Source organism: Pseudoalteromonas sp. Angola-30, from assembly GCF_028599215.1.
GTDB lineage: Bacteria > Pseudomonadota > Gammaproteobacteria > Enterobacterales > Alteromonadaceae > Pseudoalteromonas > Pseudoalteromonas atlantica.
This window is the reverse complement of the sequence record NZ_JAQREI010000002.1, coordinates 167411-192600: the sequence shown is the minus strand read 5'-3', so window position 1 is coordinate 192600 and position 25190 is coordinate 167411. Positions and strand designations below refer to the sequence as shown.

General features: G+C 37.1%; 20 protein-coding genes. 2 read left to right on the top strand and 18 right to left on the bottom strand.

The features are described 5' to 3' along the window. Window positions 1-407: 407 nt before the first annotated feature. Window positions 408-1787 (top strand): MBL fold metallo-hydrolase RNA specificity domain-containing protein, encoded by a 1380-nt coding sequence (locus PSH54_RS03750; protein ID WP_273605529.1) that lies wholly within the window; start codon window positions 408-410, stop codon window positions 1785-1787. A 199-nt stretch (window positions 1788-1986) separates the two neighbouring features. Beyond that, window positions 1987-2439 (top strand): REP-associated tyrosine transposase, encoded by a 453-nt coding sequence (locus PSH54_RS03745; RefSeq protein WP_273605528.1) that lies wholly within the window; start codon window positions 1987-1989, stop codon window positions 2437-2439. 575 nt (window positions 2440-3014) lie between these two features. Here the strand turns inward: PSH54_RS03745 and PSH54_RS03740 are convergent. The 18 genes from PSH54_RS03740 to PSH54_RS03655 all read right to left on the bottom strand — a co-directional run bounded on the left by PSH54_RS03740 (window position 3015) and on the right by PSH54_RS03655 (window position 25171). Next, window positions 3015-4949, bottom strand: coding sequence for a polysaccharide biosynthesis protein (locus PSH54_RS03740; RefSeq protein WP_273605527.1), 1935 nt, complete (start codon window positions 4947-4949; stop codon window positions 3015-3017). Window positions 4950-5111: 162 nt separating this feature from the next. Further along, on the bottom strand, window positions 5112-5660 hold the full coding sequence (locus PSH54_RS03735; protein WP_273605526.1) for a sugar transferase: 549 nt from the start codon (window positions 5658-5660) through the stop codon (window positions 5112-5114). 8 nt (window positions 5661-5668) lie between these two features. Then, a complete protein-coding gene (locus PSH54_RS03730; RefSeq protein ID WP_273605525.1) occupies window positions 5669-6589 on the bottom strand; it encodes a UDP-glucose 4-epimerase family protein in 921 nt (306 codons plus the stop codon). Beyond that, on the bottom strand, window positions 6586-7725 hold the full coding sequence (locus tag PSH54_RS03725) for a glycosyltransferase family 4 protein (protein WP_273605524.1): 1140 nt from the start codon (window positions 7723-7725) through the stop codon (window positions 6586-6588). Before PSH54_RS03725 ends, PSH54_RS03730 begins: the two co-directional genes overlap by 4 nt. 94 nt (window positions 7726-7819) lie before the next feature. Further along, the gene (locus PSH54_RS03720) at window positions 7820-8947 is read right to left on the bottom strand and encodes a glycosyltransferase family 4 protein (RefSeq protein WP_273605523.1); all 1128 of its coding nucleotides are present in this window, start codon (window positions 8945-8947) and stop codon (window positions 7820-7822) included. Beyond that, window positions 8947-9945 carry an EpsG family protein gene (locus PSH54_RS03715; RefSeq protein WP_273605522.1) on the bottom strand — a complete coding sequence of 333 codons (999 nt, stop codon included), beginning with the start codon at window positions 9943-9945 and terminating at the stop codon, window positions 8947-8949. The genes PSH54_RS03720 and PSH54_RS03715 overlap by 1 nt, the downstream gene beginning before the upstream one ends. 13 nt (window positions 9946-9958) lie before the next feature. After that, window positions 9959-11059 (bottom strand): glycosyltransferase, encoded by a 1101-nt coding sequence (locus PSH54_RS03710; RefSeq protein WP_273605521.1) that lies wholly within the window; start codon window positions 11057-11059, stop codon window positions 9959-9961. Beyond that, complete coding sequence (locus tag PSH54_RS03705) at window positions 11049-12551, bottom strand: hypothetical protein (protein ID WP_273605520.1); 1503 nt, start codon at window positions 12549-12551, stop codon at window positions 11049-11051. Before PSH54_RS03705 ends, PSH54_RS03710 begins: the two co-directional genes overlap by 11 nt. A 32-nt stretch (window positions 12552-12583) precedes the next feature. Continuing rightward, window positions 12584-13855: a glycosyltransferase gene (locus PSH54_RS03700; protein WP_273605519.1), complete on the bottom strand. Its 1272-nt coding sequence runs from the start codon at window positions 13853-13855 to the stop codon at window positions 12584-12586. Beyond that, the gene (locus PSH54_RS03695; RefSeq protein WP_273605518.1) at window positions 13856-15271 is read right to left on the bottom strand and encodes a lipopolysaccharide biosynthesis protein; all 1416 of its coding nucleotides are present in this window, start codon (window positions 15269-15271) and stop codon (window positions 13856-13858) included. Further along, a complete protein-coding gene (rffA, locus tag PSH54_RS03690; protein WP_273605517.1) occupies window positions 15268-16398 on the bottom strand; it encodes a dTDP-4-amino-4,6-dideoxygalactose transaminase in 1131 nt (376 codons plus the stop codon). The genes PSH54_RS03695 and rffA overlap by 4 nt, the downstream gene beginning before the upstream one ends. Continuing rightward, window positions 16395-17087, bottom strand: coding sequence for a CatB-related O-acetyltransferase (locus PSH54_RS03685; RefSeq protein WP_273605516.1), 693 nt, complete (start codon window positions 17085-17087; stop codon window positions 16395-16397). The genes rffA and PSH54_RS03685 overlap by 4 nt, the downstream gene beginning before the upstream one ends. Continuing rightward, window positions 17084-18265 carry an ATP-grasp domain-containing protein gene (locus tag PSH54_RS03680; RefSeq protein ID WP_273605515.1) on the bottom strand — a complete coding sequence of 394 codons (1182 nt, stop codon included), beginning with the start codon at window positions 18263-18265 and terminating at the stop codon, window positions 17084-17086. The genes PSH54_RS03685 and PSH54_RS03680 overlap by 4 nt, the downstream gene beginning before the upstream one ends. 81 nt (window positions 18266-18346) lie before the next feature. Then, window positions 18347-19219, bottom strand: coding sequence for a glucose-1-phosphate thymidylyltransferase RfbA (rfbA, locus tag PSH54_RS03675; protein ID WP_273605514.1), 873 nt, complete (start codon window positions 19217-19219; stop codon window positions 18347-18349). A gap of 14 nt (window positions 19220-19233) precedes the next feature. Continuing rightward, window positions 19234-20301, bottom strand: coding sequence for a dTDP-glucose 4,6-dehydratase (rfbB, locus tag PSH54_RS03670; protein ID WP_273605513.1), 1068 nt, complete (start codon window positions 20299-20301; stop codon window positions 19234-19236). Between the two features lie 241 nt (window positions 20302-20542). Continuing rightward, window positions 20543-21502 carry a Wzz/FepE/Etk N-terminal domain-containing protein gene (locus PSH54_RS03665; RefSeq protein WP_273605512.1) on the bottom strand — a complete coding sequence of 320 codons (960 nt, stop codon included), beginning with the start codon at window positions 21500-21502 and terminating at the stop codon, window positions 20543-20545. An 86-nt stretch (window positions 21503-21588) separates the two neighbouring features. Continuing rightward, entirely contained in the window at window positions 21589-24267 is a 2679-nt protein-coding gene (locus PSH54_RS03660; RefSeq protein WP_443197762.1) for an SLBB domain-containing protein, read from the bottom strand. A gap of 121 nt (window positions 24268-24388) precedes the next feature. Continuing rightward, complete coding sequence (locus tag PSH54_RS03655) at window positions 24389-25171, bottom strand: DUF481 domain-containing protein (protein ID WP_029773724.1); 783 nt, start codon at window positions 25169-25171, stop codon at window positions 24389-24391. Window positions 25172-25190: the final 19 nt, after the last annotated feature.

Below are 25190 nucleotides of genomic sequence, written 5' to 3'. Positions count from 1 at the left end.
GCACACTTACTTTGTTAACAGCAGCAAATGAATTTATTGTTCCCGCTGGTGTTTATATAGACTAAATCTAGCTTAAAAACATGTGAGTAGCAGTGAATTTAGCTCGCGTTTGACATACTGCTTTAACGCGGCATAAAGCCTAAGTGCGCCAGCAAGCCAGACGCCTACAACGTTCCTCTCTAAAGCACGGCGTGCTTTTAACCTCTTTATGAATTAATCACTTAAAAACCTATTGCACAAAGAGAAGAAAAAGAGGAGTAAATAAGAGAAACACCTAAGCTATGTGAACTAAAATTGATGCGCAGGCAAGTAATGTGCCAACAATAACAACATAGTTAAATTTTGCTTAAACCGCTGTTTAACTCTACTTTTAACTTTACCCTAAAAAAAACAAATATAGATACCCTATGCAAATACTTCACCACGGAGCGGTAAATGGCGTGACTGGCTCGTGCCACGAATTAGTTATTAATAATAAAACCAGCGTGCTAATAGATTGCGGGCTTTTTCAGGGAGAAGACGCAAAAGATGATTTATCAATAGAGTTTGATATTGCGCACATTAGCGCGCTTATTGTTACCCATTGCCACATTGACCACGTGGGGCGCATTCCTTATTTATTAGCAGCCGGTTTTAAGGAGCCCATTTATACTACGCCTGCCTCGGCTAGCTTGCTGCCACTAGTGATTGAAGATGCGTTAAAGGTAGGTGTTACCCGCGATATAAAAATTATAAATGCGTGCTTAAGCTTGCTAAATAAGCAGATAATAGCGGTTAATTTTAATACTTGGTTTGAGCTGCCTTGCGCCAACGTGCAAATAGCTAAAGCGCGGTTTCAGCGTGCTGGTCATATATTAGGTTCAGCCTATGTAGAAATAGACATTGGCATTAATACAAAGAATGATAAAAGCCATAGGGTTGTGTTTTCAGGCGATTTAGGTGCCCCCTACACGCCGCTATTACCGGCTCCAAAACCTCCTTATAAGGCCGACACATTAGTTATAGAGTCAACCTACGGTAATAAAAATCATCAAGGCCGAAAAGAGCGTACCCAAACACTAAAAAATGTAATTGAACGCGCAGTAGCAGATAACGGCGTAGTGTTAGTGCCGGCATTTAGTATTGGCCGCACACAAGAGCTACTTTACGAGCTAGAGCAGCTAATACATCAATCAGCTAAAGGATCGCCTTGGCGAAGTATTCATGTAATTTTAGACTCCCCCATGGCTGCCAATTTTACCGAGCAATATATTAAGTTTAAACACTTATGGGATGCAGAGGCTAAGCGCAAAGTATCCAAAGGCCGCCACCCGCTAGACTTTGAAAACCTAACCACGATTGATACCCATAGCGAGCATATCGCTATTATTAATTATTTAGCTTCTCGCCAAACACCTGCCATTATTTTAGCTGCCAGCGGTATGTGCAGTGGCGGGCGAATAGTTAATTACCTTGAGCGCTTTTTAGGCGACAAAACAACCGATGTTTTGTTTGTTGGCTACCAAGGCCGAGGGACGCTTGGCCGCGATATACAAAAATATGGCCCCCGCAATGGGTATGTTTTTATAAACGATACACGTATTACAATTAACGCACAGGTGCATACCATTAGTGGTTACAGCGCACATGCCGATCAAAACGGATTAGTAAAATTTGTAACCGGCATGCGTAAAAAGCCAAGCCATATAAAAATTGTACACGGCGATGAAGACGCAAAGCGCGCATTAGCAAGTAAATATAAAGAGGTGTTGGGGGAAGGTGTTAAAATTGAGATAGGTAAGGGGTAAATACAGAGCTTATTCGAAAATATGTGTAAATACCTGCGTAGGCGTGAAGCTTGCTCACGCAATTTGGTAAATATGTAAAAGCGTTGCTTTTAGTGCGCCAGCAAGCAAGACGCCTACAGCCCAATATACACCGAGTATAAAAATTCACGTAGGCGTGAAGCTTGCTCACGCGAAAAAGCACTTTAAAAGGAATAAAACTATGGCTAACACACATAAACGTTTAAAAGGTAGGTGCCCTACCATTAATGCTTTTTACTCCATAACTTTATGTTGCGACTTCCGTAAGCCATTATTTGCTAATTATTTAAATGCACGGTTAGTAGCTAGAGAGCTTACTGTGTTTTCCAAAAGTAATTCGCTTAACACTATTTGCTTTGTAATTATGCCTGATCATATACATTGGCTTTTACAACTAAATCGTAGCCCAGAACTATCAAACCTAGTTAGAAAGTTTAAGAACATTACAACTTATAGATTTAATAAATATAACGGTACAGACGGAAAGATATGGCAATCAAATTATTATGACCACAAAATAAGAGATGATGAAGATTTAATAGCTCAAGCTAGATATATAATAGCAAACCCTTTACGCGCAAAGTTAGTAAACAACATAAACAAATATCCGTATTGGGATTGTGTTTATTTGTAAAAGCTTTTAATGCGCCAGCAAGCAAGACGCCTACAACATAATAAACACCGAGTATAAAACCCCACGTAGGCGTGAAGCTTGCTCACTCAATTTGGTAAATATGTAAAAGCGGTGCTTTTTTGCGCCAGCAAGCAATACGCCTACAACCCAATATACACCGAGTATAAAAATCCACGTAGGCGTGAAACTTGCTCACGCTATTTGGTAAATATGTAAAAGCGTTGCTTTTAGTGCGCCAGTAAGCAAGACGCCTACAACACAATATACACCGAGTATAAAAATTCACGTAGGCGTGAAGCTTGCTCACTCAATTTGGTAAATAGGTAAAAGCGTTGCTTTTAATGCGCCAGCAAGCAAGGCGCCTACAATACAATATACACCGAGTATAAAGTCCACGTAGGCGTGAAGCTTGCTCACGCAATTTTGGTTAATATGCAAAAGCAGTGCTTTTAATATGACAGTAAGTAAGGTGTCTATAACACAATAAATATATACCGAACGTAAAGGTACATTTTGCGTCAGGCTAGCTCAAACAAATAGGCTGCAAATTATTAAACTATTGCAGCCTAGCCATTTTAAGAGCCGCTTACGTTGGGTAAAGCGGTAACATTTGTTTGGCTATTTTGCTTTTCTTGCCAGTTAAGGTCACATATACCATCCGTTGGCGAAAATGCGGTAGGCGCTTGAAGTAATAGCTTACGTATTAAAATATGATCAGATTCATCACATGCGTTTTTGAGTTTTCCTAAGAATGGCTCAAGCTCATCCCATGGCATTTTTATTTCTTGTGCACTTAAAATTCTTGGATGGTCTGTGCCAATAACGTTGTCGCCAATAAGGAGCTCTTCAAAAAGTTTTTCGCCTGGGCGCAAACCTGTACATTTTATTTCTATGTCGCCATTTGGGCGTTTTTCGTGCTTAACTTCAAGCCCCGATAAGTGAACCATTTTAGTTGCTAGGTCTTTAATTTTAACTGGCTCACCCATATCAAGCACAAATACATCGCTACCTACCCCCATAGCACCAGCTTGAATAACAAGCTGAGCAGCTTCAGGTATGGTCATAAAGTAGCGTGTAATATCTTGGTGCGTCAGCGTTATTGGGCCGCCTGCTTTAATTTGCTTTCTAAATAATGGAACAACAGAACCAGACGACCCTAATACATTACCAAAACGTACCATTGTAAAACGTGTTGTATTTTGAACCTCAGACAACCCTTGAAGCACAAGTTCTGCCATGCGCTTTGTCGTTCCCATAATATTTGTAGGTCGTACGGCTTTATCGGTTGATATTAAAACAAATGTATCTACTTTGGCGTTTATTGCCGCCGTGGCTACATTGTAAGTACCGTAAATATTATTGCGAACACCTTCTACTACGTTGTGTTCTACTAATGGTACATGCTTATATGCTGCTGCATGATAAACAGTTTGTACATTAAAGGTAGAGAATGTTGATTCAACCAGTTTTTTATTTTGTATTGAGCCTAAAATAGGCAGTACTTCTATACTTAAGTTATTTACAGTGCAGTACTCTGATAGTTCTTTTTCTATCGCGTATAAAGCAAACTCAGAAAGTTCAAAAAGTACTATTTTTGTAGGGTTATTTTTAACTATTTGTCTGCATAACTCAGAGCCGATTGAGCCACCCGCCCCTGTTACCATGACTACTTTGTTTTCTATATTTGCCGACATAAGATCTTGACGAGGCTGTACAGAGTCTCTACCTAACAGGTCGTCTATCTCAACATCTTTAACTTCATCTAAATTAGTCGTGCCCGAAACAATATCAGCCATACCAGGAACGGTCATAACTTGTAGCTTGAACTTTTCGATTGCGTTAAGCACTTCCTTACGACGGCTTCTAGAAGTACTTGGCAGGGCAAGTAAAATTTTATTAGCACATTTTTGCTTTGCTATTTCAGCTATTTGAGATGGAGCATGAACACAAACACCTTGTATTAGTGATAAATGCTTTTTAGGATCATCATCAATAAAGGCAACTGGTGAGTACTCTGGGCCATTAGCTAAGGCAGTTGCAAGTTGGCGGCCAGCTGACCCCGCGCCATATATTATAACCCCTTCTTTACGGCGCATTGTAATTTGCCCAACAACTGCACGAACGGTAAGCCTAGCTCCGCCTACAAATAAAATACAAAAACTTGCGTATATAAATGGCACTGTGCGTGGTACAGGGGCACTTAAAAAGAAAGATAAAACGGTTAAGTAAACGGTAGAAAGTACAACACCTGCAATAATGGCCCACATAGCTTGGGTATTCATATAACGAAGTACTGCCCTGTATAAGCCAAGCTTTACAAAGCTAAGTAAGCTTAACGGTAATACTGTTGCCAGCAGAATCCATGTGTGTGTATTTTTTAAAACAGCGGTGCTGTCAAGCCTAAGTAAAAAGGCAAGCCAAAAAGCTACAATAATAAAAATGCTATCTACAACAAGTGATACAACTCTTTTTTGGGGGCGAGGCAAGTTAACTAAGAATTTTAAAAACACAATACATTTCCCTGAAGCTAGCAGTGATACTACTATTCTATTGGTTACAATTTTACTACAAGATGAACAACTATTGCACTTAATAGTTAAAGACTATATGCAAAAGATTATATGGTCTTTATGTATTTGGTTACTTTTTGTAAATTTGTGTATGTAATTTAGCTATTTTACTCTATCGCCACTGCCACTTCCTGTGACGGTTTGTAGTATATAAGTAAAGTAGTGTTTTAAATTAAGTGTGGCAATCATTCTTGCATCGGTTTCAGCTAGCAGTTGTGGAGTAGACATGTCTATTTCGTTTACTTGCGCCAAGCCAGTAATGCCAGGACGTACTGTGTATATATTTTTCGCTTCGCGCGCTTGGGTAAGCTCGTCTTGGTTGAATAACCCGGGGCGCGGCCCAACTAAGCTCATTTCACCTTTAAGTACATTCCATAGCTGTGGTAGTTCATCTAACTTTGTTTTACGTAAAAAACCGCCAAATGGTGTAATAGATGCTGTACTTGCTAAGTGGCTAGCTACAGAGGCTGTATCTACTGTCATTGTTCTAAATTTAACTAAAGTAAACGGTTTTTTATTACGACCAACGCGCTCTTGCATAAAAAGCGGCGAGCCAGTATCGAATAGGCCAATGATATATAAAATAATTAAGAATGGCGTAGTAAGTATTAAACCTACCAATGAAAACAAAATGTCGAGTATACGAATCATTAACTAACCTATTTAATTTTTGCTGATAACTTAAAACCATCTTCAACTGAATATGGAGGTGTCCATTTTAAGGTATCTTTTGTATGCGTAATATCTACTTGCAAAGAGCCTATTAAACGATCAACTACGTGTTTTTTGCCTAATATAGAGCCCGCTATTGAAAATAACGTTGTTGGTACTGGAAGTGCTAAGTTTGACTTGCCCTGTACCTTAGCCATTAATTGTACCATTTCGGCAGTGGAAAGGTCATGATCATCACTTACTAAAAATACTTTATTAGCCGCATTTGGGTGTTCAACACAGACTTTAATTAGGTCAACTAAATTATATACAGATACTAAGCTTCTCTTATTTTTATTTATTGATCTAAAAGGTAGAGGAAAACCTTTGTTTACTAATCTCATTAAAGATGCAAAGTTAGCCTTTACGCCTTCGCCATATACTAACGGTGGCCTTATTATTACTATTTCCATACCTGTTTGTTGCCCTAGAGCGAGCAACTGCTGCTCGGCCTCCGCTTTAGAAACTCCATATGGGTCTTCTGGGGAGCATTCTTGTTCGTTAAAAGGCTTACGACCAGTTGTACTTTCGCCATTTACTTTAATAGTACTTATAAATATAAAGCGTTTAACACCAGCTTGGGCAGCTTGAGTCGCTAAATTTAAAGTCCCTTTTGTATTTACAGCTCTAAACTCATCAATTGGGTTTTCAGAGTTATCGTTCATTATGTGGACGCGAGCGGCGCAATGAATAAGCACTTTAGCTCCACTTAAATCTAATTTTTGAACTGAGTTACTAAGGTCAAAATACTGATGTTTGTAATTGCCAGATATCGGTTTTCTCCCGAGCAATAAGTGCTGCTTTTCGGTATTTATTTTTTTTAGTAGCTCTGTACCGACAAAACCACTATAACCAGTAATAGCGATCATAGTTTATTATCCAGCAATGCTTTATATATTTTGATGTGAGTATCTACGACAGCTTTAACATCAAACTCTTTTTCTGCAAATATTCTGGCTTTAACACCCATTTCTTTACGTTGCTCTGGGTTATTGATTAGTTGAATAAAAGCATCGGCAAGTGATTTTGCATCCATAGGAGGAACAGCTAGCCCTGTTACATTATTAATTATGGCATCACTACAACCTGGGTTTGTAGTTGTTACAATCGCTCTACCGCAGGCTGCTGCTTCAATAAGTACTTTAGGGACGCCTTCACCATAAAAAGAAGGTAGACTTACAATGTTTACATCTGAGAAAATTGCAGGAATGTCATTACGATGCCCTAAATAATCGATTACCCCGTCATTAACCCACTTGTCAATTTCAGCTTGTTTTATTGTATTTGGATTTTCTAAGTCGGGTGTTCCTATAAGCAAAAACTGTGTATTTGGGAGCTGTGCCTTAACTATTTTGGCAGCTTCAATATATTGGTAAACACCTTTTTCACGTAATAAACGACATGCCATTGCTACTTTAATGTGCGTGCGGTTTATTTCAGGGATGTGATTATAAACAGATAAGTCGGCTCCAGAGCCTTTAATAAGTATTTTATCGTTAGCTGCAAGTTTAGCTACATCTGTTAGTATTTTTTCATCTGATCTATTTTGAAAGATAACCGTTTTATTTTTATGAGCTAGCGCAACTTTATACACCATTGATGCTATAAATTTAGTTAGCTTTGCCCTAAACGTACTAGCAGTAAATACATAGCCTAAGCCAGATATAGCAGCTACAAACGGTATTTTTTGTTTAATAGTTTTTAATACTAACCCTGCATATAAAACAGGCTTTATTGTTACAGCATGAATAACCGATGGCTGCTCTTGCTTAATTAAGTTACGAATAGCTTTAAGTGTTTTTAGCTCATTACCTATGCTGCCACCACTTCTACTAAATGGTAGTTCTGCAACATTAAAACCCATATTTATAAGCTCTTGCTTATGCTCTGTAAAATGACAAGCTATGGTAACATCATACCCTTGTTTAAGCGCTTCTTGTGCAATTGGTAAACGGTGTGAAATAAAGAACCAGTCCACATTAACTAAAAATAAAAGTTTAGGCATTAGCTTTATCCCTAAGTTGGTAATTTGAAAAAATTTTAATACTTCCTATTTGTTTGATTTTAATAAATACAGACGCAGATAATTAATAGTTAAACTATATTGACCAAGCTGCGTGATAGTTATTAATCATTGAATTAATACTAAAATTATCTTCAACCCTTTTTCTACATGCCTTTGAGCGATTTAACCAATTTTCTTCTTGTAACTCTTTTTCTTTAATAGCACCAATAATAGCGTCAGCTAGTTCATTATGATTCTTTGGGCTAACAACCCAACCTGTCGATTTTACAATTAACCCAGCATCTCCCACATTTGTAGTTACGCATGGTGTCCCGCAGGCCATAGCCTCAGCTAAGACATTTGGAAACCCCTCCCCAAAAGATGAAGATAAAATATTTATATCAAGTGCGTTCATTATGTGAGGTATATCGGTTCTTTGACCTAATAAAATAATTTCTTCTGTCAAATTTAAATTATCAACTTGCTCAAATAACACCTGGTTATTCCGCTCTATTTCTCGCCCTATTAAAACGCATTTAAACGAATAACCAGCTCGTTTTACTAAGTTAAGTGACTGTAATAAATTATGATGATCTTTTTGCGGGTTATATCGACCGATCATACCTATAAGCAATTCAGATTGCTCAAGACCTATACTGCTACGGAAGGTATGTGCCCCTACATTATCAACGGTAAATAACTCTAAATCGTAGCCATTTCCAATGACTATGGATTTTGAACTATCGTACCCTAACTGCTCATGGGTGACTTTAGCTTGCTCAGCACAATAGATGATTTTTTTTGGGATCCATTTAGAAAGTATTGAACAAGCTTTAGCGACAAGCACGAGTGACTTTTTAGAATGTTCAATTTCTATCGTGGAGTGTCGTACATTCCAGTAAATTGATTTTGCTCGAGCTAACTTAGCTACTACCCCACCAATCAAGTCGGCATGATACATCCATGTTTGTATTACGTCAGCATTTTGCTGTTTAATTAATCTATATAAGGTTAATAGGCCATTAATAGAAACCCTTCCTGAAGGCATATTGAGGCAGTAAACCCTAATTCCTTCAGCTTCCAATAGGTCAGCATATTTACCCCTACCAATTAATGAGACCACAATATGAGTATTGTGCTTATCGCCTTTACAAAGCCTGTATAAAACGCCTTCTGCACCACCATTTTCTAAGCCGGTAGAAATATGAATAATTTTTTTCATTACAACCCTGTACCCCAGCCTAACCAAGGTTCTTTAAATCTGAGAATCCACGTAATTAACGTAAACGATATTATTAATCCAAAAAAGCAAAGCCTTCGCCACGAAGTTAAGCCCAAACTCGCTAATAGTACTATTACGACAGAGCTTTCGAAAATTCGCCCTGTCACTTCAATCAAAAAATAAGTGGATAGATAAAAGGCTATTATGCTCATTGCAAAAGCATTCTTTTTGGCGAATGTACGTCCTTGCAAGTAATACAAAGTAAAAACACATAACCATAAAACAAAACCTAAACCGCTGACCGAGCTAGCACTAAATTCATACACGTTTGCTTGCCTTGCCCCAACTGCACCGGCTAAAAAGCCTAGGCCTACCCCTATCGTTAAGCCGAATAAAATAACCGCTATTGTTCTTATGTCACTAGATAGCTTTACATCTCTAAGAATGTGAGTAAAAACATATAAAAATAATATAAAAAAGAAGCTCGCGTGTATTAATGGAGTTAAAGCAAAGAAGAACCATCGCCATGAACGAGATTGGCAAAACCACCCTAGCAAAAATAAGCTAATAGCAAACCCCTGCCTAATATGAACTACATATTTAGTTATCACTTGTGGAAAAAGTAAAATAAAAACGAGAAAAAAGATGTACCTTGGGTTAATTTTAAGTATTACAAACGCAGAGCTAAAAGCTGAAAAAAATATTATTGTTGCTACAACTTGTTCTGGAGTTAAGAAGCGGCTAAATATAAAGTTTAACCCCAACCACACAGGTTCGTTAAAAAAGCTAGAAATTACGCCGCTAGACCAATATCTAACAAATATTATTTCTGGATTGCTTGCATATTCGATGTAGTTTAGTCGGTCTTTTATAGTCACATCCATAGGAATGTAATTCGATAGAACCAAAGCATATAAAAATGCTAAAGCCAATACCGCCAAACTATAAATAAGCTTGGTATTTCTGTATTTTATTAACTGCTTTTCAATTGAAGTCATTCTACTAACCCAGTTAGATATTCTTTAAGAGTTCTGAATATTTTTTCATAACTTCTGACACTTTATTTTTTTTAGCTGTTTCCATTACAACTTTAGAGTCAAACTGAGTATTTAAGCTTTTGTCTAAATAGAATATAAGGTCGTCGATATTTTGATATTCTACAAGGTAGCCATTGCTCCCTTGGTTTATTATTTCACTTGGTCCACTAGGACAGTCAAACGAAACAACAGGAGTGCCTAAGGTTATAGACTCTACGAGTACGTTAGGAAAGCCTTCGTAAATAGAAGTTAATAAAGTAACTTTAGCATTTAAATAATAATCGAGCATGTGAGGTTGGAAGCCTTCAAAGTCTACGCTCTCACTGATTTCAAGCTGTTTTGCTAAGCTTTTAAGCTCACTTTCAAGACTACCTTGTCCTACAATTTTTAGTCGTAAGTCTGGGTAGTTATTACTTATTTTAGCGAACGCTTCTAATGCAAAATGAAAGGCCTTTTGTTTCTCCAAACGCCCTACACAGAGTATATAGTTCTGCTTGTGATTATTTTCTTTATTATGGTTTTCCGCATAGTCTTCAACATGCTTTGCTACAGGATTTAAGATTACACTGGTTCTTCCTTTTAATTCAGGAAACGCAGTTAATAAATCTTCCTGCATTGCTTCACATTGATTTATTACATGATCAGCTTTACAAAAGTAATGTTGGATTAATGGGTTGGCAATATATCTACGCCATATCCCTTTACCTTGGCCACTAGATTGAGAAAAAGTATTAATATTCCGTGCTATGACTTTTATGTTAAGCCTTAAAACACTTTTTAATAGAATAAGTAATACCGCTAGTTCATATTTAAATACAACTATTTTTTCTATTTTGTTTTGGCGAATATATTTTAATAGCGGAACAATAGCGTACCTTGCATTGCCTGCATTTAACGATATTAAATTTACGTTTTCGTTAACACGATCTAAATAAGCTGCATTTTTTAAATGTAATACAATTAAGTCTACATCCCAGCCGTTTTTGGCTAGTCCATTTGCTACATTAACACAAACCCCTTCTGCCCCGCCTCCGGCCAAAGAGCTAACAAAAAGTGTTATTTTATTATCTTTCATTTAAATATCTGCATTTGTTTTTCCACATAGATAATAAGTAGAGTCGGTAAATCAATCGGCATGAAAGTTGGGAGTACTTTGTATCTTTATCCATAGATTTTTTTAGTCTGAGAATAATGCGGTCTACTTCACTATGATCCCACAAAGAACATTTACTTATCTCAGCTGTAATAATATCCCAATTATTATTCACGATTGCTTTAGTATCATAAGACCAACCCATCTTGCCTATTTCATCAGAGTCGATATTGATTTTCTCTTTTAGTAAATCTCTTAAAACAAGCTTATTTTTAAAAGTTTTACGATCAAATAAATACTGTTCAGGCATCTTTCCAAAATATTCTGCAACCCTTTTAGTTGCAAAGGGAAGTACTATTTGAGCACCCAGGTAATCTGAAAAGTTAAATAGTTTACGAATCATTTTTTCGCTAATTACACGTGTAGAGTAAATATCAGATTTAAAATAAAATAAATCCCAACTACTTCTCAAGTTAGACTCTTTTCTCCAGTACCCATAAGTTGATACTGTATTTGGAAAAACCTTTAAACTATCTTTTAATGAAAACCCAGATTGTCCAAACCATTCAGCTGGTGTTCTTAATAATGAACTATATTTATTTTCTGAATCTATAAACTTTCTAATAAAAGAAAACCGTGAGCTAAAATTACTGACTTTTGTTTTTAAGCTATCTTTAGCAGAAGGTGGGCTAATCATATGGCTGTCGTTGCCATCCCCAAAGATTATATTTGCATTGAATAGTTCTGGGAGTTGCTTAGCATATAAAGGATACGCTAAGCATAAGTTATCTACACAAGGAAATGGTGCTTTTGTAAAATACTCTTCAATATATTTTAAGTGCTCATTATTTAGCTCATCAACTTCGTTTAAAACTTGATGTGAAAAACCCAATTGTTTAGCAATATTTTTACTAATTTGGCTCTCATCTAAATTACCCTTAGAGCAATGTGTAACCAATGTGACTTGATCCTGTAGGCCTGCTTCGGCAAGCGCAATGGCAATGCTATTACTGTCCTTACCTGCACTATGAAAGAGAAACGTTTTTTTACTTATATCTAATTTACTTACTGTTTCTTCTGCTAAGAGTTTTACAATATCATCAAGATTAGGTTTTTTGTAAGTATCAAAATCTTCTCTATTGTTGTCCATAAAAGGAAATTCATGCCTGAAATCTATAACAATTTCATTATCTACAGTTTTTATCTCCGCTGTATCACCTATTCCTACAATAAAAACACCTTGATAAGCTGTCATCGGCGGCGGGATTACACTACTTTGTAGCAAAAAAGAGATACCTTCATCTGATACTTTTAGAGGCTTTGTAACTCTTGCATCTTCGAACAGTTCTGTTACCGAATTAGAGTAAAGCAAGGTCTTTTTATCTTCAGATAAATATATGTATAGTGGTAACTCACCAGCTAAATCAGACGCAAGCTTTAAACACGGGTTACCAAGGCTGTATTTATCAATCATTATATGACTCTTTCAAGATCTCTAAATTAAAATCACTTTTCATTCATTGCTCTAAAATCTTCAAACTGCGTCCTTCTAGGATGCTTTTTGTTATATTTCATATTAAACCTGTCGGCAGTTCTTGAGAGCAAATATATAAACCGATTGTACTTAAAATTACATGCAGGCATTTCAATGCTTTTTAAACTGTCGAGTGAATGTTGACACGATTCATTTGTAAACTGCTCTATGCAATTTACATGTTTAGTTTTTAGCTCTACCCTTAACTCTTTAGGCATATCAATGTAGTCAGCAATCATTTTCTCGACTGAGAATAGAGGTAAATCTAGGCCCTTCCGCGTATATTGATGCATATAAACATCACAAAAATAACCATAAGTTTTGGGCTCAACAAAGTTCTGAACACCAACGATAGAAGGGATCCCAAGAGCAGCAGCTTGTACTATTGCAGTGCCGTCACCAATAAACATATCACTATTACTAACAACTTCGTCAAACTTTGAATAATCCAGTGTTCCTTTTAATTTTATTGAGTTAGAAACTTCAAGTCTAAGTATTTTTTCTTTTAATTCATCGTATAACGGGCCATTCCCATAAATATCAAACTCAATATTGTAGCCTTTACTAACTAAGTTTTTTATAACTTGAATCATATAAAAGTTATACGTTTTAAATTCAACCAACCTGCCAATAGCAACCAGTTTTAATGGGGTACTTATATCACTAGATAAATGAACATCTTTTTTATCCACGACTCCTAGACTAAATGTATTTGCTCTTTTGAATGACTTATTTCTATTTTTTTCATACAGATCTCTGCTCCCAGGGGAGAAAAAAAGCAGAGATTGTTCTGGTAGATAATCAAAAATAAATTTTCGATTAATACGTTCATGCAACGCCACTTTATTACCGCCCCACAAATACTTAATGTAATGGTAAAAGCCAACTGTTATAGGAATTTTTTTATCTATTAGACGGGCAAGCCTTTCACCCAGGAGTAATTGCATAGCATCGAAACTATGAATTTGATCAACGCCTTCCATTATGCTTTTTAGTTTATTTTTATTAACAGGCGCAATAATTGATAGTCGTGAACTTAGAGTTGGTTTGAATAAAAAAATGTCTTTCGCAAAAAATACGCTAGCGTATAGTCTAGCCTCCGTGAGTAGCTCAAGGTTACTTTGTTTAGGCTCGGATAAGAGTAAAATTGAGGTTTTTAGCCCTTGGCGTGCTCTTTCTTTAGCCATACGCACAAAAAATGTTTCGATCCCTCCGACCGACAATGAACTATAAATAAATAACATTTAGCCTCTTTTTTTTATATATTGCTTAATTGTTTGTAAGCTTGTTTCTATTCTTTGATAAAAAGTAGCGCTTACAATCATAAATAAGCAGACCCAAACAATGCTAAAATATGGTAAATTTCCTTGGGTTAACAAACATATACAGGTTGCTACCGTGTACATTGTTAGTACTAGATAAATCTTTAAGCGTGGAAGTGATTGCCATGTTATCGCACTAGCCTCTGTTCTAATCAGGAAAAAAATAAAGAAGGAAATAACAGTTGCTAATGCAGCCCCAGCGGCACCATATATAGGGATTAAAAAATAGTTAAAAATTGCATTCGATAAAAAAGCAATTAAAGATGCTAGCATTGCATATGAAGACTTACGCTTTATACCAATACCAACCCCAGTAGTTTGTGACAGCATATAAAATAAAGGCATAGATACACACGCTACTATTAGGTATTCAATTGCCCTGTATTCACTAGGTAGGAAATAGGGAACAATAAAAGAGAATATGCCTACAAGAGACCAAATCAGGCACACTAATAATAATATACTTTCTGTTACTGCTTGAATCTTACTATTGCTAACCCCTTGTTTAACCCATTTATATAAAGTTGGGTGCCAGAGATTAGAAAAAACAGTTGAGATTACCGATACAGCTCCAGCTAAAGAAGCAGCTAACGCGTACACACCAAGCTCTTCAAAACCGACCATACTCCTTAAGAAAAAGCGGTCCATTGTTGTTAAGCCCCAGTAAGCTAGGCCTCCTGCAACTAGTGGGAGACTGAATAGCAAGGTTTTCTTTAATAAAAATAGATCAGTTTGACTCTTTAAAGCGCTGAGCCACGTTTCCTTTGTAATGAATAAAAATATTAATAAAGAAAATAGTATAGCGTACGTATTCATCTGCATTAAAGTAGTAAAGTTAGCTGTCAAACTAAAGCACATAATCAGCGCTATAAAAAATACAAAAAAGAGTTTAGGGGCTATTTTTGTTGCAGAAAACGCTAATCCTTTTTCTTCCATTCTAAGTAAATGCGACAAGAAGTTGATCAAGAAACTAGCATAGATACCTACTATTAATAAACCAGTTAATAACTTTGATTCAATGCCAAATAAAAGTTTTGATAAGGAAAATGGTGCTACTAGACACACTATAACTGTGAACGATAAGAAGAGTAAGCCAGGGAGCACACTCACTCTGAATAATACAGCTTTATCTTTCTCTTCATGGTATTCCCTAACATAAGCTTGGTGCATTGCTAAACTAAAAAACGATACAGATAGGCTTAGCACAACCTGCATCATTGTTAATTTCCCGACATCTTCTACAGAAAAAAACCAAGCTACAAATGGAAGTGTAATTAGACCTAAGCCAGCTGCCGCGATAGGACCAATAGCAAAATGCAAGACTTTCTTTAAGTTCAAGCAAAAAACTCCGATACTGCACTAATAACTTTAGCCTGTTCAGATGGCGAAATACCATAAAAAATAGGTAAACGAACTAATCTTTCACTCTCTTTTGTGGTGAATACATCACTGCCACTAAATACACTCGCTTGATTTCCTGCCGGCGAACTATGCAATGGAACATAATGAAAAACCGAAGAGATATTACGGGACTTCAAAAAATCAATAAATTGGTTTCGTATGTTAAGATTTGCAAGTTTTAGGTAGAACATATGTGCGTTATGCTCACATTCAGCAGGGATATGAGGTAATTCAACATTATTTTCATTTTTCAGGTCTTTAAATGCTTCATAATATATTTGCCATGACTTTAAACGCGCTTGGTTTATTTGATCTGCTCTTTCTAATTGCCCCCACAAGTATGCAGCTTGCAAATCGCTAGGTAAGAAGCTACTTCCTATATCGACCCAAGTATACTTATCCACTGTTCCACGGATAAATTTACTTCTATTCGTTCCCTTTTCTCTTATTATTTCTGCTCTTTCAGCGAATTTAGGGTTATTAATAATTAGTAACCCTCCTTCACCGCCACTTGTATAGTTTTTTGTATCATGGAAACTAAATGCTCCAATATCACCTAAAGTACCAAGCGGCTTACCTTTATAATAAGATCTTACTCCTTGTGCAGCATCTTCTATTACATAGAGCCCATGCTGTTTTGCCAAGGCTAAAATTGTATCCATTTCACACGCAACACCAGCGTAGTGAACAGGTACAATTGCTTTAGTTTTACTTGTTATAGCAGCTTCTATCAAAGACTCGTCAATATTCATAGTATCAGGTCTAATATCGACAAAAACAATCTTAGCACCCCTCAGCAAAAAAGCATTTGCAGTGCTAACAAATGTATAACTTGGCATTATAATTTCATCACCAGGCTGAGTATCAATTAAAATAGCAGCCATCTCTAAGGCGTGTGTGCATGAAGGAGTTAATAGTGCTTTATGGCATGCTAAATCCTCGACGAACCAAGTATGACAAAGCTTTGTAAACTTACCATCACCAGATAATTTACCGACTTTCATGGCTTCCAGTACGTATTGTTCTTCATTGCCAGTGTAGGGAGTCTTATTAAACTCAATCATTGCTGTGCCTTAAGTATGCTTTTTAGTTTTTCAATATTCGGTGATTGGGAAATTGTTGAATAGTTCTCTTGTATTTTATCTACAGACCAGTCCCACCACTTTAATTTAAGAAGTATCTCAATAACCTCTTTTGAAAACCGATATTTTATTATTTTTGCTGGACTGCCTGCGACAATTGCATATGGGGGGATATCTTTAGTTACAACTGCATTTGCGCCTATTACTGCACCGTCTCCAACTTTGACCCCCCTAGTTACAACTGCACCTGCAGCAACCCATACATCATTACCAATTTGTACCGAACTTTTATAACGTTCGTAGGCTACTGGCTCAGATTTTGGACGTATGTTATCTGTAGAATTGTAAAGAAATGAGTGTTGTGTAATACGAGAGTAATCATGATTCGCGCCACCAATTGAGACATTCCAAGAAATACTCGTGTAATTACCAATGACAGAGTAAAGAATGATGGTGTTACGCCCAGTGTAACTATAAGCGCCAATTTCGGTATTATCTATATGGTTGTTTCGATCAATTTTAACAGCGGAAAAAAGTTTAGAATTAGCTACCTTGGAAAAGTCTCCCACGCTTACGTTTTCACCCAATTGCGAGTCAATAACAGTAACGCTATTGTAAAGCTTCACACTTTCATGTGCTAAGTTTTCAGTTACTCCAATATGATTGCTCATTTTATAATAAGCTCTATAGAAGATGCTAATTCTTTTGCTAACGCTTCAGCTTCAGTACTAGTGTCAGATATAACAATTATATGCCCTAATCTATCAGGACCTACTTTAAATGCATTTACCTGATCACCTTCAACTACATCAAGTTTTAAATCGACTAACATTGGGTGGTTTTTGAGCCTAGAGGGTATATTAATACTTTCAACAACCCCTGTCTTTTCTGAGCATATTAACAATGAGGCGTTAGGCTGCTTTGACATATTACTTTGAACTGGTAAAGGCTTGCCAATTGCTAACCCTATTAAGTATTCATAAATATCAATCCCTTGGTAAATTGAAATGTTTTCCGGTAAACATGTCGCTCCCATCCTAGCGCCTATTTCTAGAACAAAAACATCATTATCGCATATCATTAGATCCACATTAGCGACTGTATTCTTTAAACCAATTGCTTTAACAGCTGAATTTATAACTTCTATGCATTGCTCTAAAACACTGCTAGCTAATGTAATAGGTAATGAATGTCCTATAGGAACACTAATGGGTGGTTGGGTAACTACGTCATTGTGAATAAAAACTTTATCAACCTTATCGCCACGAACTAGCGCTTGAGCTCCTATTTCATAGCCTTCAATGAATTGTTCTACAATCACTTTTGACGCTTGAGAAACTGCTAAAGCTTCCTTAAATGCGGGCTCGACTTCAGCCTCATTTTCAACCTTAGTGATTCCTCTACTTCCCGAAGAGTCGATAGCCTTTACCATTACAGGGTAGCCTATAAAGTTGGCTTCTTTTTTTGCCTCAACCAGAGTATGCACTTCTTTATAATGGGCAGTTTTAACATTGTGGCTGATAAAGCACTTTTTCATAAGGGCTTTATCCATGCTTCTTTGAGACGCTAAAAAACCAGTACCAGGTAAATTGAGTTTATCTACAACATAACCTATTGATGGAACAGCTACATCTGTGCCAGTTGTTAATATTCCTGAAATTTCATACTTAATAGCAGCAGCTAAAATAGCTTCCTTGTCTCTGGTGTCTGAATCTACAATATGGTCAGCAATTTTAAGTCCTGGATAGTTCCCTATTGGAGAAACTACAATCGCAATATAGCCAAGTTCCTTAACTTTTTTTATTAGAGGAACTTGGTATATTCCTGCACCCAATATCATAATTTTCATATTTTATTCCACGTAGACTTTTCTGCTGAAGTGCTAATAAATACTTTAAAGAGTAAATAAAGCAGAGAAAATTTATACTGTTTATTCAGCTAAAATGCTTAAGTAATGACCATAACTATTTTTTTTAAATAATTCGGCACGCTCTTTAATTTGTTCTTTATTTAACCAACCATTGTTAAAAGCTATTTCTTCTAAACAAGCTATTTTATAGCCTTGCCGTTTCTCAATGGTTTCAACAAATTGAGCTGCTTCAAGTAAGCTTTCATGTGTACCAGTGTCTAACCAAGCAAAGCCGCGCCCTAAGCGTTCAACATTTAGCTTATTCTGGTTCAAATACATTTCATTGAGGCAAGTAATCTCTAGCTCACCTCGGTGTGAAGGCTCTACTTTTTTAGCTAACTGAACAACAGAATTATCATAAAAATATAAACCTGTTACAGCAAAATTAGACTTGGGTACTTCCGGTTTCTCTTCTATGGAGATAGCTTTTTTATTTTTATTAAACTCTACAACTCCAAAGCGCTCGGGATCCTTCACTTGATAACCGAACACCGTTGCGCCTAAACCATTCTTTGCATTGTCGACGGCATTTTTAAGTTTAGGTGTAAAACCTTCACCGTAAAAAATATTATCACCAAGCACTAAGCAAACATCATCATTACCAATAAAACGTTCACCTAAAATAAAGGCTTGCGCTAGACCTTCAGGTTCTGGTTGAACTGTATAATTAAGCTCAATTCCAAATTGTGAGCCATCACCCAGTAAGCGCTTGAAAGAATCAGAATCTTCGAGTGTTGTAATGATTAATATTTCTCTAATACCTGCGAGCATTAGCACCGAAAGTGGATAATAAATCATTGGCTTGTCATAAATCGGGAGCAGCTGCTTGGATACGCCCATGGTAATTGGATATAAACGGGTACCAGATCCTCCCGCTAAAATTATTCCTTTCATTGCATAGCTCCTTCTTATAACTTGCCAAGTCGTTCGCGCTGATACGATCCGTCTTGAACATTTTTGCACCATTGCTGATTCGATAAGTACCACTCGATAGTTTTACGCAAACCTGTTTCGAATGTTTCCACTGGCGTCCAGTTTAGCTCTTCACTCATTTTTGACGAGTCTATCGCATAGCGCCTATCATGCCCTGGGCGGTCAGTCACATAAGTAATTTGATCAGCATATTTAGTTGCTTTAGGGACTAATGTATCTAATATACTGCAAATAGTTTGTACAACTTCGATATTCTGTTTTTCATTGTGGCCACCTATGTTGTAGGTTTCTCCTACAACCCCTTCTGTCACTACTTTATATAAAGCGCGCGCATGGTCTTCTACGTATAGCCAGTCACGTATTTGATCGCCTTTGCCATAAATAGGCAAGTCTTTTCCTTCTAGGGCATTAAGTATCACTAAAGGAATTAGCTTCTCAGGAAAGTGGTAAGGCCCATAGTTATTTGAACAATTAGTAACAATTGTAGGAAAGCCATACGTACGCAGCCATGCTCGAACTAAATGGTCACTCGAGGCTTTACTAGCTGAATATGGGCTACTTGGCGCGTAAGATGTTTGTTCAGTAAATAATGGAAGCTCACCTTCTTGCTCATCTGGATGTGGAAGATCGCCATATACCTCATCCGTTGAGATATGATGAAACCTAAACGATTTTTTATCATCGTCATTTAATGTATTCCAGTATTCACGAGCCGCTTCTAATAAATTATAAGTACCTACAATATTAGTTTGTATAAATTCAGCAGGCCCTGTGATTGAACGATCGACATGGCTTTCAGCAGCCAAATGCATTACTGCATTTGGCTTATGAGAATTGAAAACCCGATCGAGCTCCGCACGATTACATACATCAACTTGTTCGAATATATAACGACTATTATCTTCAACTAATTTTAATGATTCTAAATTCCCAGCATAAGTTAATTTATCGAGATTAATCACTGAGTCTTTAGTATTTTCTACAATATGGCGTATTACAGCTGAGCCTATAAAGCCTGCACCACCGGTTATAAGTATTTTCACATTAATCCTATGTAGTAATTACTACTTTTACTGAGCTGTTAAAAAGCTTTGCGGAAATAAGTAGACTTCACTCGCATCAAAAATGCTAGGGTCTATTACTTTGTGTAAAGAAGTTCAGTAATTTAATTCAATTAATAAAAAATTTTATACAATTTTTTATTCGATTAAAACTGTATTACTTTAGTAGCTTATATAGTTAATTAATTGCATTGACTATAAAACAAACAGAAATAAACTTATCTTAATCTTTGATCCTAATATAGTGCTTGAGAATAACGATCATACAACTAAAAACTATCCCTAATGCGAAGCCTAAAATTACGATTAAGGTGCGCTTTGGACTGTCTCTTACTTCTGGAACAAGTGCTGGATCAATCGTTTTAAATGCATACTCATCTCGAACACTAGCAAACATAATTGTTTTTGCTTGCTCTTCAATTAATTTATAAAGAATGATTCGTATATCAGCGATTTTCGTATCCTCTAATTGCTTAGAAAGGAAATCGGCACTTTTTTGAGCCTCCACTACGTCTCTATCTTTCATTTCTTTATTAATATCTTCGACCAGCCAGTTTACCCATTTTTTCGCAATCAAAGGGGACTGGTGAACTATAGATAAAGTTATCATTGCCGTTTCTTTATTTGTTTTTATTGAGATTAAATCACTAAAAATTTTATAAGCTTCTTGTTCAGATGGTTTAGGTGTGCGTGGAGGATCGACTACCCTCAACCATTTTTTTGAAGTGCTATCGTAAACTTCTGGATCATAGCCAACCCCTTTATCTATATCCCAAGACTTTACTGCCATTAGATCTGGTAAAATATTATGTTTTTCAATAAAACTTGATACGAACTTTCTTGACTTTAAAACTTCAAGAGCTAACTGCGTTTTGTTGATGCTTTGCCCACCAATATTTACTCCTGCTAAGCTTGCTAAACCACCAAACTGGCCAGCTAGAGCAGATAGCCCGCCATTACTTTTTGCCTCCGCAGGCGCTAATAACACTTCTGATCTGTATAAGTTTGGCTGTTTTAAGGCAAAAATGACCGAGAATAAAACAAACAGAAAAGTGATGACTGCAATTACCCACTTTCCTCGCCAAATAACAGATAGCAGCTCTCCTAAATCTATTTCATCATCAACAGGCGGATATCTGTTTTGCTCTAGCTCGGAGCTTTGTGTTCTCAAATCTGTTTTCATATAGTTGGTCTAGTTCCACTTTCTAATCTAATTCTTAAAGCAATAATTACTGCTCGCATAATTGCTTATGAGAGCAAGTTTATATTTTAAATATTGCTAATTGCAGCAACGGCCACACCTAATTGATAAACAATTTGGGTTGCAGTACTCCATAGAGTAAGCTTATCCATATGGCTTGCATCCATTGGTATTACAATAGTATCGCCAGCTTCTAGCTCTGTAGGATCATTTGCGGCAAACCATCCCCCTTTAGAAGGAATTTTTACTGAACCATTTGCTTTAATTATGTAAATACTGTCTTCGTCCGCACGATCTTTTAAACCACCACTTAGACCAATATAATCTTCTAATGTAACCCCTGACTTATATAAATGGGAGGTAGAGTAATTAACTTCACCTATTACGCTAATCGAGTCACGCTTGCTTGGCACATATAAAACATCACCGTCTTGAAGGACTAAGTTTTGCTTATTTTCAACAATCAGTGGTAAATCGATAACTAAACGCCCTACCGCTTCAACACTCGCTAAATCATTTAATAACTTATTCATTTCATCATAAGAAAGTGAATTACTACTTACTGAGTTTTGAAAGCTCTTTGAAGCAATATCGCGGCGTAGCTCAGTTGATAAGCGGGCTAGCTGTTGCTGCTCTTGTTCTTTAATTGAGGCACGGGTGAATACAGCTGCTTTTTGTTCAGCAAACTCTGAGAAGCCGCCTGCGCGCTCTAAAAGCTCTGTTAGTGTTTCGCCTCGGCGAATTGTGTATGTACCAGGGAACCTAAGTTCGCCTTTAAGCTCTACTTTTACGTTTTCTTGCCAATTTGGGATAGCGAATACGTTAATGCTGTCTTTACTTTGCAATGTAATGTTGCTTTGTAAATCGCCACGCATTGCACTTTCAAGGTCTAAACGTAAGTGTTCTATTTTAGACGCGTCGCTTGCAACAATACGCGTAATTTCGGCTTGTTTTACGTAGGCTGATTCTAGCAAGCCACCTGCAGCGGTCACTAAATCACGAACATCACCACCTACCATTAACGGGTAAACACCAGGAAATGTAACGTTACCGCTAATTTCTACAAGCTGAATAGCCTGATCAACAGAGGCCTGTTGCTTAAATTTAGCAATAAGTGGGGCTAGTAAGTTATGGCGGCTAAATAGAGCGTAGTCTTCAGGCTTGAGCTCAAGCTCGGCTTCTTCTTTAGCTTTGCGTTTTGACATTTCAGCGAGCGTGAGGGCTTTATTTTCTTCAAAAATAAACTCTTCTACTTCTTGGTTTATACCAATGTATTTTTCAAACTCTTTTTGCTGATATGTATGCCATTGCTCAGCCTTTAGCTGCTGCTCTTGCTGCTCTTGACTCAACGCCATATTAGCAAGTGCTGATTTTTCAGCTTCTTTTTCTTCAAAGCGGCTAAATACTATGATTTTGTCATTAGCTTTTAACGCTAAATTGTTTTCAGGGTTTTTAATAATGGCTTGTGCTACATCAAATTGATGCGCTTCTATATCACCATTTATGTTAATTTCGCGAATAACTAAGCCATAGCTTAAATCTGCTTGTGGCAGTAAGTCACCACGTACTGATTTTAAAACATCAGAAATACGCTTACCTTGATACCACTGATAATTCCCTGGGCGCGCTACAGCACCAATTAAGCTAATAGAGTTTTGGTATTGTGAGCTTACAGAATTAAAGCGTACACGGTCGCCATCTTGCGGGATGTAGTTAATTTGTGGCTTAGTAAAGTCTACTGATAGCACTTCTTTGCGATCAAAATTGAAACGCTCTACCACTGCATTTTTAGCATAAGCACCCGGCTTTAAGCCCCCTGCCATAGTGAGTAACTGCTTAGCCGTTTCGCCTTTTTTAAGTTCAAATATTGCAGGGCGTTTAACTAAGCCGTCCACTGTAACTTGAGCACCTACTGGTGGTACAAAAACGACATCGCCAGGCTTTAGTACTATATCGTTGCTGCTATCGCCATTGATTAGTAAATCGTAAAGGTCGAAATTAGCTACTGTTTTACCAGCGCGTTTTACTTGTATGTTACGCAGTGAAGCAATTTCAGACACACCACCACTTACAAACAAAGCATGTGATACGGTTGTTAAAGACGATACGCTGTAGCTGCCAGGTTTGTAGGCCTCACCTAATACAAGTATGCGCATACTACGCAGTTGACCCAGTGATACAAAGGCTTTTACACCGATTACTTCTTGCTCAACCTTTACTTTTATTAGCTCTTTAATTTCGGCAAATGTTAAGCCTGCTACTTCTACAGGGCTTAAATCAGGAATGCTAATACGCCCTTCACGGTCAACAGTTACATCAAAACTATCGCTTTCTTTCCCGTAAAAGTTAATTTTTAGTTGATCCCCTGGACCTACTATATAAGTGTCAGGTACGGCTGCATTTTCACTAGGCATAAATGTGGTGGGTTCACCGGCAAAAAGCTCGTAGCCGTAAGGCTTTAATTCTTCTGTTTTTGGCTTAAAACGCTCTTCGTCAGTTAAGTCTTCTTGTTCTTTTTCTGGGCGTTCGCCGATAGTTGACTGCTGCTCATTTGAGTCTGCGTCATTTGATTGATTAGCGCCGGTGATCGTAGAAATATCTACACCGTATTGTTTCGCTAGGGCTTCTTGCTGGGCTTTTGGCAACTTTTTAAATTGCTCAATTTGTGAGGCCGTTGGCGTAAAAGCCATGGTACTAAAACTACAAAGTAGAATAAAAGCACTAAAAAATTGTGTAAAAACTTTCACGAGTAGGTATATCCCTAGGTCTACAACCAAAATTGGTGGCTATAATACATTAAATCTAAACAAATAAAAAAGGGACTTTCGTCCCTTTTGTCACTTAAATGTCATTAAATACGGTTTTTGGTTAAAAACTGTAAACTAACGTTAATGACGTCTCTGTATCTGTGCTTTCTTCGTCATCAGCAACATCTGAGTTGTTGGTAACATTAAAAGCGACTTTCATTTGCAGCGAGCCATTTATTTTTGCTAGCAATGCAGTTTCTGAACGCGTTTTGGTGTTTGAGTCACCGTACTCAACTGATACAAGTTGAGTAAAACGTGCACTGTCTGAAATCTGCCAGTTGTAATCAAGTTTACCTAAAGCAATTACTTCACTGTCGCTTTCGCCTGCAAGTAGGTTACCGTCGTCATCAACTTGCGTGCTGTCGTCTGAGTATTCAAAAAATTTGTAACCCGGACCAAACTCTGCATTTAACCACATATCTGGTTGGTCAATTAAACGTAAGCCGTAACCAGCAGAAATTACAGATTCAGTTCTATACGCGCCAAAGTAGTCTGAAACGTGTGAACCATAAATGAATAAATGAGAATTCTTTTCATTTAATTTGTAATTACCTTGCGCAGATGCAGAGTACTTTTCGTTCGTACGCTGCTTGTCTTTATCGCCGTTGTCATCTTCTACTTCATCTTCTTTATAGATGCCGTCGATTTTGTACTCGTTATTCCAGTTTTCTAGGTGATGTAATACCTTTAAACCGCCTTTTAACGTTGTAGTTTCAGTGTTACCACTAGTGACAATAGCACCTAGCTCGCTTGTTACTTCCCACGTTTTTTTCTCTGCGTCTTCAGCGAATGCGTTAGTTGCAGCAGATGCTGCAACTAAAAGTGTTAAAAGCTTTAATTTCATTAAAAATAACCTATTTAAT